The organism is Rhizobium sp. WSM4643, from assembly GCF_025152745.1.
Classification (GTDB): domain Bacteria; phylum Pseudomonadota; class Alphaproteobacteria; order Rhizobiales; family Rhizobiaceae; genus Rhizobium; species Rhizobium leguminosarum_I.
Genome location: NZ_CP104040.1, coordinates 836,737 through 851,086, shown reverse-complemented (window position 1 = coordinate 851,086; position 14,350 = coordinate 836,737). Strand labels below are relative to the sequence as shown.

The following is a 14,350-nucleotide window of genomic DNA, read 5'->3' as shown; positions in this document are numbered from 1 at the left end:
TGACCCAACCGACGGCCGGCCTTGTGGCGGCCGTCGGCATCCTTCGCCGATAGGGAGGGATATGATGATGGACGTTAACAGAGAGACGCACAACAGAGAGACGAAGAAACCACATACGGCTGTTTCGGATAGCTGGCCAGCAAACGACAACCAGCGGAAGCCTCTGTCATTCGGCCGCTCGGTATTTCCCGAGGATGCTGTCGCCCGAATCTTCAAGCCATCGCGCTCGGCGATGACGTCAGGCACCCGGCGAACGAAAGACTGGCGGCTCGTCTTCCAGCGCCGTAGCGCACCGTTCATCGAGCCTTTGATGGGCTATACGGGCAGTACCGATACGCTCACGCAGGTTGAGCTGGAATTTCCAACCCTTGAATCAGCAATCCGATATGCGGAGCGCCAGGGGCTGACCTACAGGGTGCAGCGTCAGGCGAGTAGCGCCGCGGCGTCCACAAAGCAGAGAACCCGCCAGCAAACGCGCCGGCCATCTCGTGCCTTCTCCGACGCTGCATTGCAACGGCTCGGTCCCGCCGCATGTCAGAAGATCTGCGGACAGGCACAAGGCCCCGCTTTGCAGACCCACGTCTATGAACCCGCAACATGGCCATCGCCTGCTGACGTTGTCCGAGATCGGACGCTGCAGGCACTGCTTGACCTCGAGCGCAACGTCGAGAGGCGAGATCTTCAGCCGACGATCAACCGAGATGCCGCGTGAGGTGGAGCCATGAACCCATCTATCGTCTTCGATTGCGAGAAGATCCTGCCCAACAGGTTCGCGCTGACTATGGCTGCGGCCGCACGAAGCCGCGCCCTTTATCGAGGGGCGGAGCCGAGGCTGGATCCTTCAGATGCCTGCGTCAGCGAACTCGCGCTGCAGGAGATTGCAAGGGGCTCGTTCACCAGCAGCGAGCTCGCACCCTTTCTGGGCGGACCGGCAGGGACAAAGCGACTTCACTCCGCCGATCCGGCCACTCGCCTTCGCGGCAACGGCGAACGATCGCCGCTGCAGCACCCGTCTCCACGCCACCGGAGGCGGTTCAATGATGATGCAAACAAGAAGGAGAAACGACAATGATGAAGTCTCAGTCTTCGAAGGACCGTGCAGCATTCGATATCATCAATATCGTTGCTGGGCTGGCTCTTTTCCTGTCACCCTGGCTCCTTGGTTTCGCAACCGAGGCTTATGCTCCGTGGAATGCCTGGATTGTCGGCGCTGCCATCACCGTGATCGCCGCCGCCGCGCTCTTCGCATTTTACGAGGCGGAAGAATGGATCAACCTGGTGCTCGGCGTCTGGTCTGTCGTGGCGCCATGGGTCCTGGGTTTCTCGGCCGTGGCCGCTGCAATGTGGGCACATCTGATTGCCGGCATCGTGGTCGCGGTTTTGGCCGCGGGCAGCATCTGGTTCACTCACAACCACCCGCTGTCGACCACTTGAGGCAAATGCGAGCGGGCCCGGAACTCCGGGCCCGCTTCTTAGTTTGCGTTGCGGCTGGGCGGCATTGACCTCCCGTCAAATCCAAGGAGCAAACCATGTTCGATATCCGCCAGGGATTTCACAGGATTGCCGCGTCAGTCGTGATCGCCTTTGCAGCAATCCTGCTTACGATAGCGCCGGTCACCTCGCAGACCCGGGAATCTGGCACCTCTTCGGCGTCACTTCCATCTCTGGCGCCGATGCTTGAACAAGTCACGCCGGCCGTCGTCAACATCGCGGTCGTCTCCCGCGCACCGTCGCGAGACAATCCTCTCTTCAGCGATCCCACCTTCCGCCGCTACTTCAATCTGCCGCAACAGCAACAACGACCGAGGATGAGTGCAGGATCCGGCGTCGTCGTCGACGCCGCCAAAGGATATGTGCTTACCAATCATCACGTCGTCGACGAGGGCAGTGAGATTTCTGTGACGCTGAAGGATGGACGACAGCTTTCGGCCAAATTGATCGGCAGCGACAAGGACACGGACATCGCTCTGTTGCAGGTCAATGCTCCAAACCTTACCGCTATTCAGATCGGGGATTCTCATGCACTCAAAGTCGGTGACTACGTCGTAGCGATTGGCAATCCGTTCGGGCTTGGCCAGACTGTGACCTCAGGCATCGTCAGCGCATTGGGGCGAAGCGGTCTGAATATCGAAGGCTATGAGGACTTCATCCAGACAGATGCCTCGATCAACCCTGGAAACTCAGGTGGTGCCCTGGTGACGCTCGACGGCAAATTGGTCGGCATCAATACTGCAATTCTCAGCCCCGCCGGAGCCAGCGTCGGTATAGGCTTTGCCGTGCCAAGCAGCATGGCGGCGTCGGTCATGAACCAGTTGATCGCGCACGGCAAGGTGGAGCGCGGCGAGCTAGGCATCGGCATCCAGGATCTGACGCCGGAGTTGGCGGAGGCTCTCGGACTCGGTGACCTCCGCGGCGCACTGATCGCCAACGTCGAGTCGGGCTCGCCGGCTGAACAGGCCGGACTGAAGACCGGAGACGTGGTCACCGCAACTGACGGACGCCCGATCGGTGGTGCGACCGACCTCAGGAACCGCATCGGCCTCATGCCTGCCGGCAGCAAGCTAAGCCTCACGGTGAAGCGCGGCGACGAGGAGAAGGTGATCACGGCTACCATTGCGATGGACGATCGGTCATCCGCAACTCTCTCCGGCACGCCGCTCGAGGGCGCTACGATGAGGAATGCTTCTGGCGAAGAGGCGCAGCAAGCCGGAGGTTACGGCGTGGTGATCGAAAAGGTGGCTTCCGGCAGCGCGGCTGCCGGCGCCGGCCTTCAAGCAGGTGACATGATCGTCGCGCTCAATAGAGTTCCGGTCGCTTCCGTCACCGAGTTGCAGCGCAGGATCGCCGAAAAACCTAGCGTATTGGCGCTTGAACTGATCCGTGAGGGTGCGCGACTCCTTCTGGTAATCCGGTAGGAGTAGTCGGCCATGGAGATGAATAGGAAGACGCGGTTCAACATCTGGTACTGGATTATCGCTTTCCTGCTTCTTGCGGCATTTCAGTCCTTTTTCGCGACTACTCACCAGATTGCGCGGATTCCCTACAGCCAGTTCGAGACGGATCTCAAGGAGGGGAAGATCGCCGAGGTTGCCGTTTCCGACAATTTTATCCAAGGCCGGTATAAGGAGCCTCAGAATGAGCGCCCCTTTTTCGTCACGACACGCGTCGAGCCCAATCTGGCCGAGCAGCTCCGGCAATACGGAGTCATCGTGACAGGTCAGATCGAGAGCACATTCCTGCGCGATCTGCTGTCCTGGCTCGTCCCGGTGGCGCTCTTTATCGGAGTCTGGATGTTCATGATCAGGCGCATGGGCGGTGGGCTCGGCGGAGGCCTGATGCAGATCGGCAAATCGAAGGCGAAGATCTATGTCCAGACCGACACTGGCGTGACGTTCAAGGACGTCGCCGGCGTCGACGAGGCCAAGGACGAACTCAAGGAGATCGTTGATTTCCTGAAGGACCCGGCGGGTTACGGCCGCCTTGGCGGGCGTATGCCAAAGGGTGTGCTTTTAGTGGGTCCACCTGGAACCGGTAAGACGCTTTTGGCGCGCGCCGTCGCGGGCGAAGCCGGTGTGCCCTTTTTCTCGATCTCCGGGTCGGAGTTCGTGGAAATGTTTGTCGGTATCGGCGCAGCACGGGTCCGGGACCTGTTTGAGCAGGCGCGCGCCAAAGCACCCGCCATCATCTTTATCGATGAGCTTGATGCCCTCGGCCGCGCTCGTGGGATTGGTTCCATGGCTGGCGGGCACGACGAGAAGGAGCAGACGCTGAACCAGCTTCTAGTGGAGCTGGATGGCTTTGATCCCTCCACTGGCCTCGTCTTGCTGGCCGCGACCAACAGACCAGAGATTCTTGATCCCGCTCTGCTGCGGGCCGGTCGTTTCGATCGGCAAGTGCTGGTGGATCGGCCGGACAAGTCGGGCCGACTCCAGATTCTCGGCGTCCACCTTCAGAAAGTGAAGCTCGCGGCGGATGTCTCACCGGAAAAGATCGCCGCGCTCACACCAGGGTTCACCGGCGCCGACCTCGCCAATCTCGTCAACGAGGCAGCCCTGCTCGCCACGCGCCGTCGGGCGGAGGCGGTAACGATGGCCGATTTCAATGACGCCGTCGAACGCATCGTCGCCGGTCTCGAAAAGCGCAATCGGCTGCTCAATCCAAGGGAGCGTGAAATCGTCGCCTATCATGAGATGGGACATGCGCTGGTCGCCATGGCGCTGCCCGGCGTCGATCCGGTGCACAAAGTATCCATCATTCCCAGAGGGGTCGGCGCCCTCGGCTATACCGTCCAGCGTCCACTCGAGGATCGCTTCCTGATGACGCGGGAGGAACTGGAGAACAAGATGGCTGTGCTGCTCGGTGGCCGCGCGGCGGAATGGATCGTCTTTGGCCATCTTTCGACCGGCGCTGCTGACGATCTCGTTAAAGTTGCCGACATTGCCCGCGCGATCGTCACACGCTACGGTATGACCGACAAGCTGGGACACGTGGCTCTGGAGAAAGACCGGCGCTCCTTACTGGAGGCTGATCGGCTGTATTACGGTCCGCAGGAGCGCGACTATTCCGATGAGACTGCAGCGAGGGTCGACCAGGAGATCCGCCGGATCGTCGACCATGTCTTCGATGGAACGGTGGAGCTCCTCGGACAGCGACGAGAGATACTGGATCGGTCCGCAAGGCTTCTCCTTGAGAAGGAAACTCTCGATGAGCGTGAATTGCAGGCGTTTGTAGAGACCGTTGAACAGCCGGCACGCGGGCGCACAGCATGAATGGCGCCCCGCTTGCCGCGGCAGGATCCGGCTTGCACAGTCGCAACCGCCTCGTCTTTAGACTAAAGCAATTCCGGGAAAAGTGTGAAGCGGTTTTCCGTCCGGAATTGCGTAAAAACAGACGGATAGAGCGTTGCGCATTGGGGCGACGAATGCTTCAGACCACCGCAGTGCGAGCGTTCTTATCGGCCAAGGCTCATCGTCGGACGATGACGTGAGTTCCGGGCTGGACCAATTCGTAAAGTTCCTCGACGTCTTGGCGATACATCCGAAAGCACCCGCTCGATGCGTTGGTGCCGATGGATGAAGGGTCGTTGGTGCCGTGAATGCGCAGCAGTCCATCGGCGAGATAGATGGCCCGCGTTCCGAGTGGATTGGAGGGGCCGGGCCTTACGACAGTCGGAAGCTTCGGGTTCTTCTGACGCATGCTCGCCGTTGGCCTCCATTCAGGATGCTCCTTTTTGGATACGACCCGCGTGGAGCCGAACCATTGCTTGCCTTCACGACCCACGGCGATCGGATACGCGTACTGCTCGCCCCATGGGGTCGTGTAGTAGAGCGTATGCTGACTCGTCACTATTAAGATCGTGCCTCCCGGGCTTTGTCTTGGCAGCGGCCCGCGATCGGGCAGGTAGTCACGATGGCGAGGAACCGGTTCATAATCTGGGATCGGTGGGTAGAGGCTGTATGGATCATCATAGACATCGCCACCATAATCGTCATACCCGTCATAAGGTCCGTAAACCTGTGCTCTCGCCGCAAAGGCCGTCAGCAAGAGCGCTGCCACAAGAACCAGTACTCTCATTTCGTCGCTATCCGCTCGTTGTACAAGCGTGATTGGGCCCAATTCTGTGGCGGCACTAAGGCCGCGGTGTCCATGTCATGCGCGACCGTTTCTCAGCCCTGACTTCGTGTGAACACGTCGCGGAAGCTGCGGGGCGCTTCGGCCTGCGCAGCTCCACGGGGGCGGCGCAACCAATCACGGTCGCTTTCGACGGATACGGCAGGAGCGCAACGCGCCCCATCGGCCGCTCTGGCCGGCGCCCATCGCCTTCGGTCCTAAATACCCGAGACATTTCGATCGCTGAACCGCCGCAGGTGCAGGGGCACATCTTCTATGTCTGCAAGCTTGCCATGCTTTTTGAGAAAGCGGCTGAAATTCGCCGCCACGACCGACGCGGGAAGCTGGCGATTGGCTGCTTTCCGGCAGGCCTCCAACATTACCTCGTAGGTAATATCGCGTTTCTCCTGTGGCCATTCGTCGAGAAAGTCAAAGACATCGTCAAGCCCAGCGATCTCCTGCACGAAGTACTTTCGTTGCGCGTAGATCGGGTGTTCAAAAGTATCGAGTGCCATCGTTTACCTCCTTTCATGGCATTGAGTGCCTTTGATTTAGGCAACGAATATCGGCTGTTCAAGATCACGGTTTGGCCGAGATCGTCACCGTCGAATGTGTCATCGATACGGTGCGGGACCGGCGCTCACAGCATCATCGAGATCACGAAAAGCCGCCCACCGAGTAGTTCCACCTCGTTGGGTATATCCGCCGGCTCAGGAACCAATTCGTTCGGTGAGAGTAAGGGGCTGGGTGGTGCGGAGGTAAGTTTGACACAGCGACCCTTCGCTGCTTCTGTGCGGCCCACTCCTTCTGTCGCAAATCAGCTGGCGGGGCTTCTTTTTGAGGTTGTTTTGAACGCATCGGCGAACATGCGAGGCGAGGGAACTTCTTAAATCAGCCTCAGCTTCTTCCTGGAAACCGAACGGGAAACATCAGACATGGCAACACCATCTCGAGGCCGCGCTCAGGACCGCGCGCGCGGCGGCGGCGGCCAGGATCACGAAGTGAAGTATGAGGCGACGAAGGAAGGCGTGTCAAAAGACGCGGTAAAGAAGACCGTCAAGGCGGTCGGCAACAGCCGCAAGAAGGTCGAAGACAGACTCGATCATAGGTGATCAGCATGATCTTCTTCACCGGCGACACCCACTTCGGCGATTCCCGCGTCCTTCGCATCGATCGGCGACCCTTCCCTGATATCGTGGCCCACGATGTCGCCCTCATCAGGAACTGGAACCTGATCATCGGTATCGACGACGAAGTTTGGCATTTGGGCGACTTCATGTCATCGCGGGCGGGCGATTGCGACACGCTCCTCGACAGCCTGCACGGCAGGAAACATCTCATTGTCGGCAACAATGATTCAGAGGCGACGACCGATGCATCGGGCTGGAGCAGCGTCCAGCATTACAAAGAGTTGACCTTGGACGGCTACCATCTGGTGCTATGCCACTACGCGTTTAGAACCTGGAATAAGATGGGCAAGGGCTCGATTAATCTGCACGGACACTCCCACGGCAGGCTGAAGCCGGTCCCCCGTCAGTTCGATGTCGGCGTCGATGCGCGTGAACTCCAGCCGGTTCGGCTTGACGCTCTGCTTTCTTCGAGCCGCCAAAAGGCTGACGCACGGCGAGCTAAAGTGAACGCGACCCAGGGATCAGTCGTGAAAGAAGGCCGACGCTGAGGCTGGTCCATTTCGGCGCCGGCTACCAGAACGTACGATATCGCTCCGTTCGCATGCGCTCATTTAAATCGTCACAAAACTGCACTATCTTTTTGGTCACACAGATCTTTTGTCATCTTGAACCTGGAGAGACGTCGTCTCTCTGCGCTAGAGAATAGTGGAGCAAACGATGCTGCAATCCCTGATTTCTCTTTCCGACCAGGATGTCGAATGTGTCATCGATACGGTGCGGGACTGGTGCTCACAGCATCATTGCACCATCGATAGCCGTCGCGGCAGACTTGCGCTTACGACCGCCGTGGATCTGATTCAGACAACGGGATTTCGTGAAGCGCTGCCGCTCGAGCTCTCCAAGAGACTTGATGGACCGGTCGCCGACCCGCCCGATGCGCAGTGAAGCAGAGTTGCCGTGCGCGCCTGTCTCACGAGTTCCCGTCTCTGGTGCTGGGTGGCTGCTCCTCCAAGCTCTGCGCTGGCGCCGCTCGAGCAACTGTACGGTTTTGACCGAAACTTCTGAAGCAGATCAAGCGTTAGTGGCCATCTGTGAAGGAGGTGTGCCTTGCTGACGCTGTACTTTCATATCACGCACATGGATGGTTCGGTATTGGACACCGAGGGCCGGGAATTCCCCGACCTTTTTGTTGCAATTGAAGCAGCCAGGGAGAGGCTTCAAGAAATAGTCGCAACGGCTCTTTTGTCCAGAAAGCAAAGAATTCCGCTTGGCATCGCGATCTGCGGCAAGGAAGGCACGATCCTTCGCGAGGTTGCCGTCGATGCCGCCATCACCGAGATCGCGAGAAGCCACCAACCGAGTAGTTCCTCCTTCTTGGGTACATCCGCCGGCTCCGGAACCAATTCGTTCAGTGAGAGTAAGGGGCCGGGCCGTGCGGAGCCAAGTTTGACGCCGCGACCCTTCGCTGCTTCTGTGCGACCCACTCCTTCTGTCGAAAATTACTAGCCCCGTCTCTCGCGCGGGGCTTTCTTTTTGGAGTTGGATTAAACCCGTCATCGCGCATGCGAGGTGCGAGGGGACTTGTTAAATCAGCCTCGGTTTCTTCCTGGAAACCGAAAGGAAAACTTCAAATATGGCAACACCATCTCGAAGCCGCGCTCAGGACCGCGCACGCGTCGCTGGCGGCCAGATCACGAAGTGAAGTACGAGGCAACGGAGGAAGGCGTGCCAAAAGACGCGGTAAAGAAGACCGTCAAGGCGGTCGGCAACAGCCGCAAGAAGGTCGAAGACAAACTCGACCGTAAGTGAACAGCGCCGTTGGACGGTCACTGTGGCACGTCCATGCGGGACGCCCGCGGCTCGTACGTTTCCGTACCCCGTCAGCTGCATCGGACCAAAGTCTATTTTCGGTTGCCCGCAACGAAGTTAGGATGCGGTTTGACTGTTCTGCCTTTTTTGCCCATGCATTTAGACGGCGGTGCTCCCAACGTGAAGGGTTGAGATCTAAACACTCAGCGTCCAACCTATCCGCAGGAACACCGCGACAATCCCAGCGATCACCCATCATCAGAACGACTATAATCAGTGTTCGGCCGAATGAGAGATCTGGAATGTTTTCCTCTTCAGACAAGAATCTGAGGGACGTTCGTCATGTGACCCAGCCGCTGGTTTCAGTGGTCATTCCCGCCTTCAATGCTGCCCGCTTCGTTGAACGTACACTTCGATCTGCCGGGCGCCAGACCTACCGGAACCTGGAAATCATAGTCGTCAATGACGGCTCTACCGATGATACCGCAAAGGTGGTCGAGCAAGTGGCACTGGAAGATTCCCGGATTCGCCTGCTGTCCACGGCAAATCGCGGCGTTGCCGCTGCAAGGAACACCGGCATCCAGGCATCAACAGGTCGATTTTTGGCATTCCTTGACGCGGACGATCTCTGGCACCAGACAAAAATCGAAAAGCAGGTAAATGCTCTCGAGCGCTTATCCCCACAGTGGGCCGCCGTGTATGTGCTGCATTATATCATCAATCACGACGATGAGATCATTCGCTCCTGCCGGCCGGTTGTCGCCAGAGGATACATCTACGCCCGGCATCTGACTTTCAAATATGTTGGCAACGGAAGCGCGCTTCTTGTCCGTCGAGATGTCGCGCTCGAGATTGGCGGATTTGACAGCTCCTATGCTGCAGCAGGAATTGGCGGCTGCGAAGACCTCGATTTCGAACTCAGGCTGGCAGCGCGCTATCATGTCGAGGTCATCCCTGAACGCCTGGTGGGATACAGGCAGTATCCCGGCAACATGTCGTCCAATCACCTGCAAATGGGCCAAAGCGCTCTGGAAGTTGTCAGGCGTTCGCTGGCCGCAAATGCTCCGCTTCCAAAATACGCAATGAAAAGCGCAACCAACGCTACCCAGAAGTATGCATTTTGGGAATTTCAACAAGCCAGGGACACCTATCTGTCACTTGTGACCATTTGGTCGATATCACGAAGCGAGCCATATTTCGTGGTTCGACTTGTACTCGATAAATGCCTGCGCCTGATACAACGCTGTCTTCGTCTCGTGACCACAACAGCAAACGGTCAAGCTCCACCGCGAATGAACAGGCCGAAATTCGACCCGCAAATTGCCCCTTCCCCCGTCGAACGACCGGACGAGACCGCGCAATTTCGACGACACCTGATGCGGCTGACAGAGGTGGATGCCAAGCTGAGCTCAATCCTTGAGCCTCTAGCGAACGGGTTCGCTCCGGTGGCTATAAATCACAAGTCCCTTCTCCGCAGCCGGACGCGAAAAGCGGACATTTGAGCCGGCATCCCAGCGGTGGTTTCGTGGAGGCCAGAGGGCGGCCGTTGCAAGCCGCCCGCAGCATACTTTCGATTATTTCGCCATTGCAGCTCTAGCCGCCTCGATTTGCGCCTTGACGGCGTCGAGGTTGAAGCTCGCGCCTTTCTGCATCGGCGGGAATTCGATGGCCGTTTCCGCCAGCTTGCCGACTTCCTGCTGGACAAACACGAAGCGCCAGAATTCGAACATGAACCATTCGTTGAAGTAGCCCTGTGCGCCGTCCAGCGTTCCGTTTGCCGGCGTGCCCAGCCGTTCGAAGGGATCGAGGCGCAGGTTCGTGATCGAGGGCGCGTCGACATGGTCCTTGGCTCCGAGCCAGCCATTCGGCTGCTCGATAAAGCGATACTTGTAGTCATCGATACGCACTGCGCCCAGCGTGCTTTCGCCAAAATAGAAGATCTCGTGGCGCTTCGACGGGCCTTTGCCAGTGAGCAGATCCAGCTGGTTGTAGCCGTCGAGATGGTTCTTATAGGTCCGGTCGCCGATCTGCTTTCCCTTCAACAGTTCGTCCGTGATGTTCGGATTTCCGGCAGCGGCCACGAAAGTCGGCAGCCAGTCTAGTCCGGAGATCAGGCCATTCTCCACAGTTCCGGCAGGAATCTGGCCTGGCCAGCGAATAAATGCCGGCACGCGGAAGCCGCCCTCGTAGATCGTACCCTTCTGCCCTCGAAAGGGTGTGTTGCCGCCATCCGGCCACGTGAATGTCTCCGTGCCGTTGTCGGTGGTGAACAGGACGATGGTGTTGTCGTCGACGCCTAGATCCTTGAGCTTCTGCATCACCAAGCCGACGTCGTCGTCAAGTTGAGCCATGCCGGCTTCCTGGAGCGACCAGCCATTCGCCGCAGTCCGCAGCGCCTCATATTTGGGCGAGAGATGAGTGATGACGTGCATGCGCGTCGGATTGAGCCACAGGAAGAAAGGCTTGTTCTCCGCCTTGGCCTTTTCCACAAACTTCAAGGCTTGGTCGCGGATCTCGTCGTCCACCGTTTCCATCCGTTTCGGATAGAGCGTGCCGGCGTCTTCGATTCTCTGCTTGCCGACCTTCCCCCAGCGCGCGTCTACGGTCGCGTCGTCTGTTGTCGTTGCCCAGCTATGGACCATGTTGCGCGGCCCGACCTTGTCCAGCAAGTCCTGCGGGTAGTTGGGATGCGCGGGATCTTCCATCGCGTCGAGGTGATAGAGATATCCGAAGAACTCGTCGAACCCGTGAACCGTCGGCAGGAACTCGTTGAGATCGCCAAGATGGTTCTTGCCGAACTGGCCGGTGGCATAACCCATGTCCTTGAGGGCAGTCGCCAACGTCACCGCTTCCGCCGGTAGGCCGGTCTTGGCACCTGCCTGCCCGACGGTGGTCATGCCGGTACGGATCGGAAGCTCGCCTGTGATGAAGTTCGCCCGGCCCGCCGTGCAACTCGCCTCGGCGTAATAGTCGGAGAACAGCATGCCCTCGGCGGCGATCTTGTCGAGGTTCGGCGTACGGCCGGCCATCAAGCCGCGGTGATAGGCACCGATGTTCCACATGCCGATGTCGTCGCCCATGACGACGACGATGTTGGGCTTTTGCGCTTCTTGTGCCTGCGCCGGGACGACGAGCGCGCCCCAGAGAACGGCCGAAGCAGCCAATGCTCCGAGGCCGCAGATGATCTTGCGATACATGTGACTCCTCCGTTGTGATTTCCGGCCGAACGATGATTCATCAGAACGCACGGCAGCAAAATTCAACGAGCGCCGCAGTCGCGTATTCACTCTGAATTCAATCGAAACAACTGGAGCAATTTCAGTTCCGGACGGTCGTCAAGTGGGACCGGCACCGCCCGAGCGTGAGGTCCCTTGGTTTATGAAAGGAGGCTCACGGCGCGCAACCTACCAAACGGCGTTCCGCCGCGATATTGTACCTTGGGGCAGCCGTGGCCGTTCTGGAATTTCTTGAAAGGAAACAGACATCTCTTTCAACGCTCGCTATTCGCGTGCCGATAGCAGGAGCGTTGGCGGTAGAGCAGGTCGGCTGAATTCGTGTGATTTGACACAAGAATAGACAAGTGATCGGGGCGAAGCCGTGACTGCGGACGCGTGCCCGGCCGGCCGCCACCAATTTTCCTAGTTTCGCCTCAATTGATGTTGGCCCATCGTTGCCATTCCAAATGGCCCCGATGCTCGACATCGAAACACGAGATTTACCGTGAAGGTACCATCGGCCGATCGCCTCCCTTTACCTCGCAAGACGGGTTCTCCCGCTGGCACTGATCGATAAATCATCAGGGAGGTTTTGACTGGAACTCAGCGACATCGCTAAAACCTCCCTGATGTCCTTTCAACAAGGATCAGGAGAATCTAAGCCGGATCGGGCCGAAGGAAAGTCGGACTTAAGTCCGGCTGGCGACGTCAGGAGACGCTGCTCATATGTCATGCGAGGTAAGGTGAAGGTCCGTGGAGGGGCGGATAGGAGGAGAATATGAAGTTCGGCCCCGATCACTCCAATCACGAAGAGCGCTGCTCGCAAGGCCACAGTTCGGCGTCGACCATCGCGACGATCGAAGCGGCGCTTTCCGCCGATCCGGATATCGACAGCAGTGCGATCGAGATCAGGATGCTCGGTCCTGTCGTCCTGCTCGAAGGCTATATAAGCAACGCCGCAGACCGCGAGAAAGCCATCTCGCTTGCTGCGATGATCGTCGGCGAAGAGAACGTCCAGGACCGGATGCTGAGCCGTTTTCCCCCGCAGTAGACAACCGAATCCTGCCGATAGGACGAAGGTCTGAGCAAACCCCGGCATGAAGTCCCACGTCAGGAACACTTCCTCCATCTTTCGGTTTGGCTGCGCAGCGGAACCAACCGCATCCAAGACCAACCGCATCCAAGGAGGAAAACAGATGAATACCAAACTAGTAGGAATCGCCGCCGGCATCCTGTTGGCATCGACGTCAGCCTTTGCGCAGTCGTCGACGGTCACGGGCGCAGCAGGCGGCGCTGCAGCGGGTGCAGCCGTTGGTGGCCCGGTCGGTGCTGCTGTCGGCGGCATCGCCGGCGGCGTGGCAGGCAGCGCCATCGAACCGCCGCCGCAGAAGGTGGTGACCTATGTTCAGCAGGCTCCCGCCCCGACCAAGCGCGTCGTGGTCAAGGAGAAGGTCGTCGTCGGACAACCTCTGCCGGAGACCGTGGTCGTCACGCCAGTTCCCGATGACCCCAAATATGCATACGCGATCGTCAATGATGAGCGTGTGATCGTCGAACCTTCCTCCCGGAAGGTCATCCAGGTCATTCAGTGACCTTCGGGCGGCTTCGGCCGCCCTTACGATAATCAGGGCATGCATGCAAACGCATGAGAATGCGGGACGGAATCGCGTGCCCGAAACCTCGGAGATTGATCATGAAAAGCAACCATCTCACCATGCTCCTGGCGGCGCTGTCACTCAGTGTCTCGCCACTTGCTACATTGCCCGCCGCAGCCCAGCAGAACACAAAGAGCGGCGGCCAGGCCCAATCCGGTTCACAGACCGGTACGGATGCCGGTTCGCAGTCCGGCTCCAAGACCACCGGCACCGACTGCACCCCCGACGCGTCGGGAGCCTGCCCACAAGGCAAGGACCAGTCATCGCAGCAGAAATCCGGCCAGGGCTCCGACATGAAAAAGAGCGCCGGGCAGCCTTCGAACGATAATTCTTCGACGAGCGGAACTGCCTCCGGCAAGTCTTCGACAGAAGCCAAACCCGGATCGCAAGACGCCGGCGGCGCCACCACGACCGAACAGAAGCCCGCCGCCAAGTCCGGCAGCACCGATACAAGCGGCTCAGCCACCTCAGGCACGAACAGCAGCACGCAAAATGCCAAGCCTGCGGAGGGCTCCGGCAACGCCGCCACCACGAAGCAGCCGACCGACCAGAACTCTTCGACGACGAACAAGAGCTCTTCCGAAACCAACGTCAACAACAACACCACGACGAACAATCAGACGTCCAAGACCAACGTCAACATTTCCGTCGAACAGCAGACTGAAATTCGAACAGCGGTGAAGGAGGTCCATGTTGCGCCGGTGAAGGAAGTGAATTTCACGGTCTCCGTCGGAACGAAGATCCCGAAGAAGGTTCGTCTCGAACCACTGCCGCCCCGCATCGTGAAGATCGTTCCGCAGTATGAAGGCTACCGCTTCTTCATCCTTGCGGATGGCCGGATCATCATCGTCGATCCCGATACTCTCGAGATTGTCTACATCATCGAGGCCTAGAGCCGTTCAGCTTTTCATCGAAAAGCAGAACCGCTCAA

General features: G+C 58.7%; 16 protein-coding genes and 1 pseudogene. 14 read left to right on the top strand and 3 right to left on the bottom strand.

All coding sequences use genetic code 11. From position 1 onward, the window contains the following. Nucleotides 1-64 precede the first annotated feature (64 nt). From N1937_RS04280 to ftsH, 5 genes are all read left to right on the top strand, one after another. Nucleotides 65-712, top strand: coding sequence for an ETC complex I subunit (locus N1937_RS04280; protein WP_260057553.1), 648 nt, complete (start codon nucleotides 65-67; stop codon nucleotides 710-712). Between the two features lie 9 nt (nucleotides 713-721). Further along, nucleotides 722-1,072, top strand: a complete 351-nt coding sequence (locus N1937_RS04275) for a DNA-directed RNA polymerase subunit omega (RefSeq protein WP_222387789.1) — start codon at nucleotides 722-724, stop codon at nucleotides 1,070-1,072. Then, on the top strand, nucleotides 1,069-1,434 hold the full coding sequence (locus tag N1937_RS04270) for an SPW repeat protein (protein WP_017963303.1): 366 nt from the start codon (nucleotides 1,069-1,071) through the stop codon (nucleotides 1,432-1,434). The genes N1937_RS04275 and N1937_RS04270 overlap by 4 nt, the downstream gene beginning before the upstream one ends. A 95-nt stretch (nucleotides 1,435-1,529) precedes the next feature. Then, nucleotides 1,530-2,915 carry a Do family serine endopeptidase gene (locus N1937_RS04265; RefSeq protein WP_260057552.1) on the top strand — a complete coding sequence of 462 codons (1,386 nt, stop codon included), beginning with the start codon at nucleotides 1,530-1,532 and terminating at the stop codon, nucleotides 2,913-2,915. A 12-nt stretch (nucleotides 2,916-2,927) separates the two neighbouring features. Beyond that, nucleotides 2,928-4,769 (top strand): ATP-dependent zinc metalloprotease FtsH, encoded by a 1,842-nt coding sequence (ftsH, locus tag N1937_RS04260; protein ID WP_260057551.1) that lies wholly within the window; start codon nucleotides 2,928-2,930, stop codon nucleotides 4,767-4,769. A 196-nt stretch (nucleotides 4,770-4,965) separates the two neighbouring features. Here ftsH and N1937_RS04255 read toward each other — a convergent pair whose 3' ends face one another. Next, the gene (locus N1937_RS04255; protein WP_170257817.1) at nucleotides 4,966-5,574 is read right to left on the bottom strand and encodes a L,D-transpeptidase; all 609 of its coding nucleotides are present in this window, start codon (nucleotides 5,572-5,574) and stop codon (nucleotides 4,966-4,968) included. Nucleotides 5,575-5,828: 254 nt separating this feature from the next. Continuing rightward, a complete protein-coding gene (locus N1937_RS04250) occupies nucleotides 5,829-6,125 on the bottom strand; it encodes a DUF982 domain-containing protein (RefSeq protein WP_017963299.1) in 297 nt (98 codons plus the stop codon). Nucleotides 6,126-6,545: 420 nt separating this feature from the next. Here N1937_RS04250 and N1937_RS04245 point away from each other — a divergent pair, with 420 nt between their 5' ends. The 6 genes and pseudogenes from N1937_RS04245 (at nucleotide 6,546) to N1937_RS04220 (ending at nucleotide 10,051) form a co-directional block, all read left to right on the top strand. After that, complete coding sequence (locus N1937_RS04245) at nucleotides 6,546-6,722, top strand: DUF3606 domain-containing protein (protein ID WP_260057550.1); 177 nt, start codon at nucleotides 6,546-6,548, stop codon at nucleotides 6,720-6,722. 5 nt (nucleotides 6,723-6,727) lie between these two features. After that, the gene (locus N1937_RS04240; RefSeq protein ID WP_170261918.1) at nucleotides 6,728-7,288 is read left to right on the top strand and encodes a hydrolase; all 561 of its coding nucleotides are present in this window, start codon (nucleotides 6,728-6,730) and stop codon (nucleotides 7,286-7,288) included. A 169-nt stretch (nucleotides 7,289-7,457) separates the two neighbouring features. Further along, nucleotides 7,458-7,685 carry a hypothetical protein gene (locus tag N1937_RS04235; RefSeq protein WP_170261919.1) on the top strand — a complete coding sequence of 76 codons (228 nt, stop codon included), beginning with the start codon at nucleotides 7,458-7,460 and terminating at the stop codon, nucleotides 7,683-7,685. A 162-nt stretch (nucleotides 7,686-7,847) separates the two neighbouring features. Further along, complete coding sequence (locus tag N1937_RS04230) at nucleotides 7,848-8,246, top strand: DUF6894 family protein (RefSeq protein ID WP_170281622.1); 399 nt, start codon at nucleotides 7,848-7,850, stop codon at nucleotides 8,244-8,246. A 127-nt stretch (nucleotides 8,247-8,373) separates the two neighbouring features. Beyond that, nucleotides 8,374-8,549 (top strand): annotated as a pseudogene (locus N1937_RS04225) (DUF3606 domain-containing protein). Nucleotides 8,550-8,851: 302 nt separating this feature from the next. After that, nucleotides 8,852-10,051: a glycosyltransferase family 2 protein gene (locus N1937_RS04220; RefSeq protein ID WP_260057549.1), complete on the top strand. Its 1,200-nt coding sequence runs from the start codon at nucleotides 8,852-8,854 to the stop codon at nucleotides 10,049-10,051. A gap of 72 nt (nucleotides 10,052-10,123) precedes the next feature. Here the strand turns inward: N1937_RS04220 and N1937_RS04215 are convergent, their stop codons facing one another. Continuing rightward, the gene (locus N1937_RS04215; protein ID WP_260057548.1) at nucleotides 10,124-11,746 is read right to left on the bottom strand and encodes an arylsulfatase; all 1,623 of its coding nucleotides are present in this window, start codon (nucleotides 11,744-11,746) and stop codon (nucleotides 10,124-10,126) included. Between the two features lie 796 nt (nucleotides 11,747-12,542). On the opposite strand from N1937_RS04215, the gene N1937_RS04210 reads away from it, so the two are divergent. The 3 genes from N1937_RS04210 (at nucleotide 12,543) to N1937_RS04200 (ending at nucleotide 14,312) form a co-directional block, all read left to right on the top strand. Continuing rightward, nucleotides 12,543-12,815, top strand: a complete 273-nt coding sequence (locus tag N1937_RS04210) for a BON domain-containing protein (RefSeq protein WP_162118186.1) — start codon at nucleotides 12,543-12,545, stop codon at nucleotides 12,813-12,815. A gap of 145 nt (nucleotides 12,816-12,960) precedes the next feature. Continuing rightward, nucleotides 12,961-13,356 carry a DUF1236 domain-containing protein gene (locus tag N1937_RS04205; RefSeq protein ID WP_017963291.1) on the top strand — a complete coding sequence of 132 codons (396 nt, stop codon included), beginning with the start codon at nucleotides 12,961-12,963 and terminating at the stop codon, nucleotides 13,354-13,356. A 101-nt stretch (nucleotides 13,357-13,457) separates the two neighbouring features. Further along, nucleotides 13,458-14,312 carry a DUF1236 domain-containing protein gene (locus tag N1937_RS04200; RefSeq protein WP_017963290.1) on the top strand — a complete coding sequence of 285 codons (855 nt, stop codon included), beginning with the start codon at nucleotides 13,458-13,460 and terminating at the stop codon, nucleotides 14,310-14,312. Nucleotides 14,313-14,350: the final 38 nt, after the last annotated feature.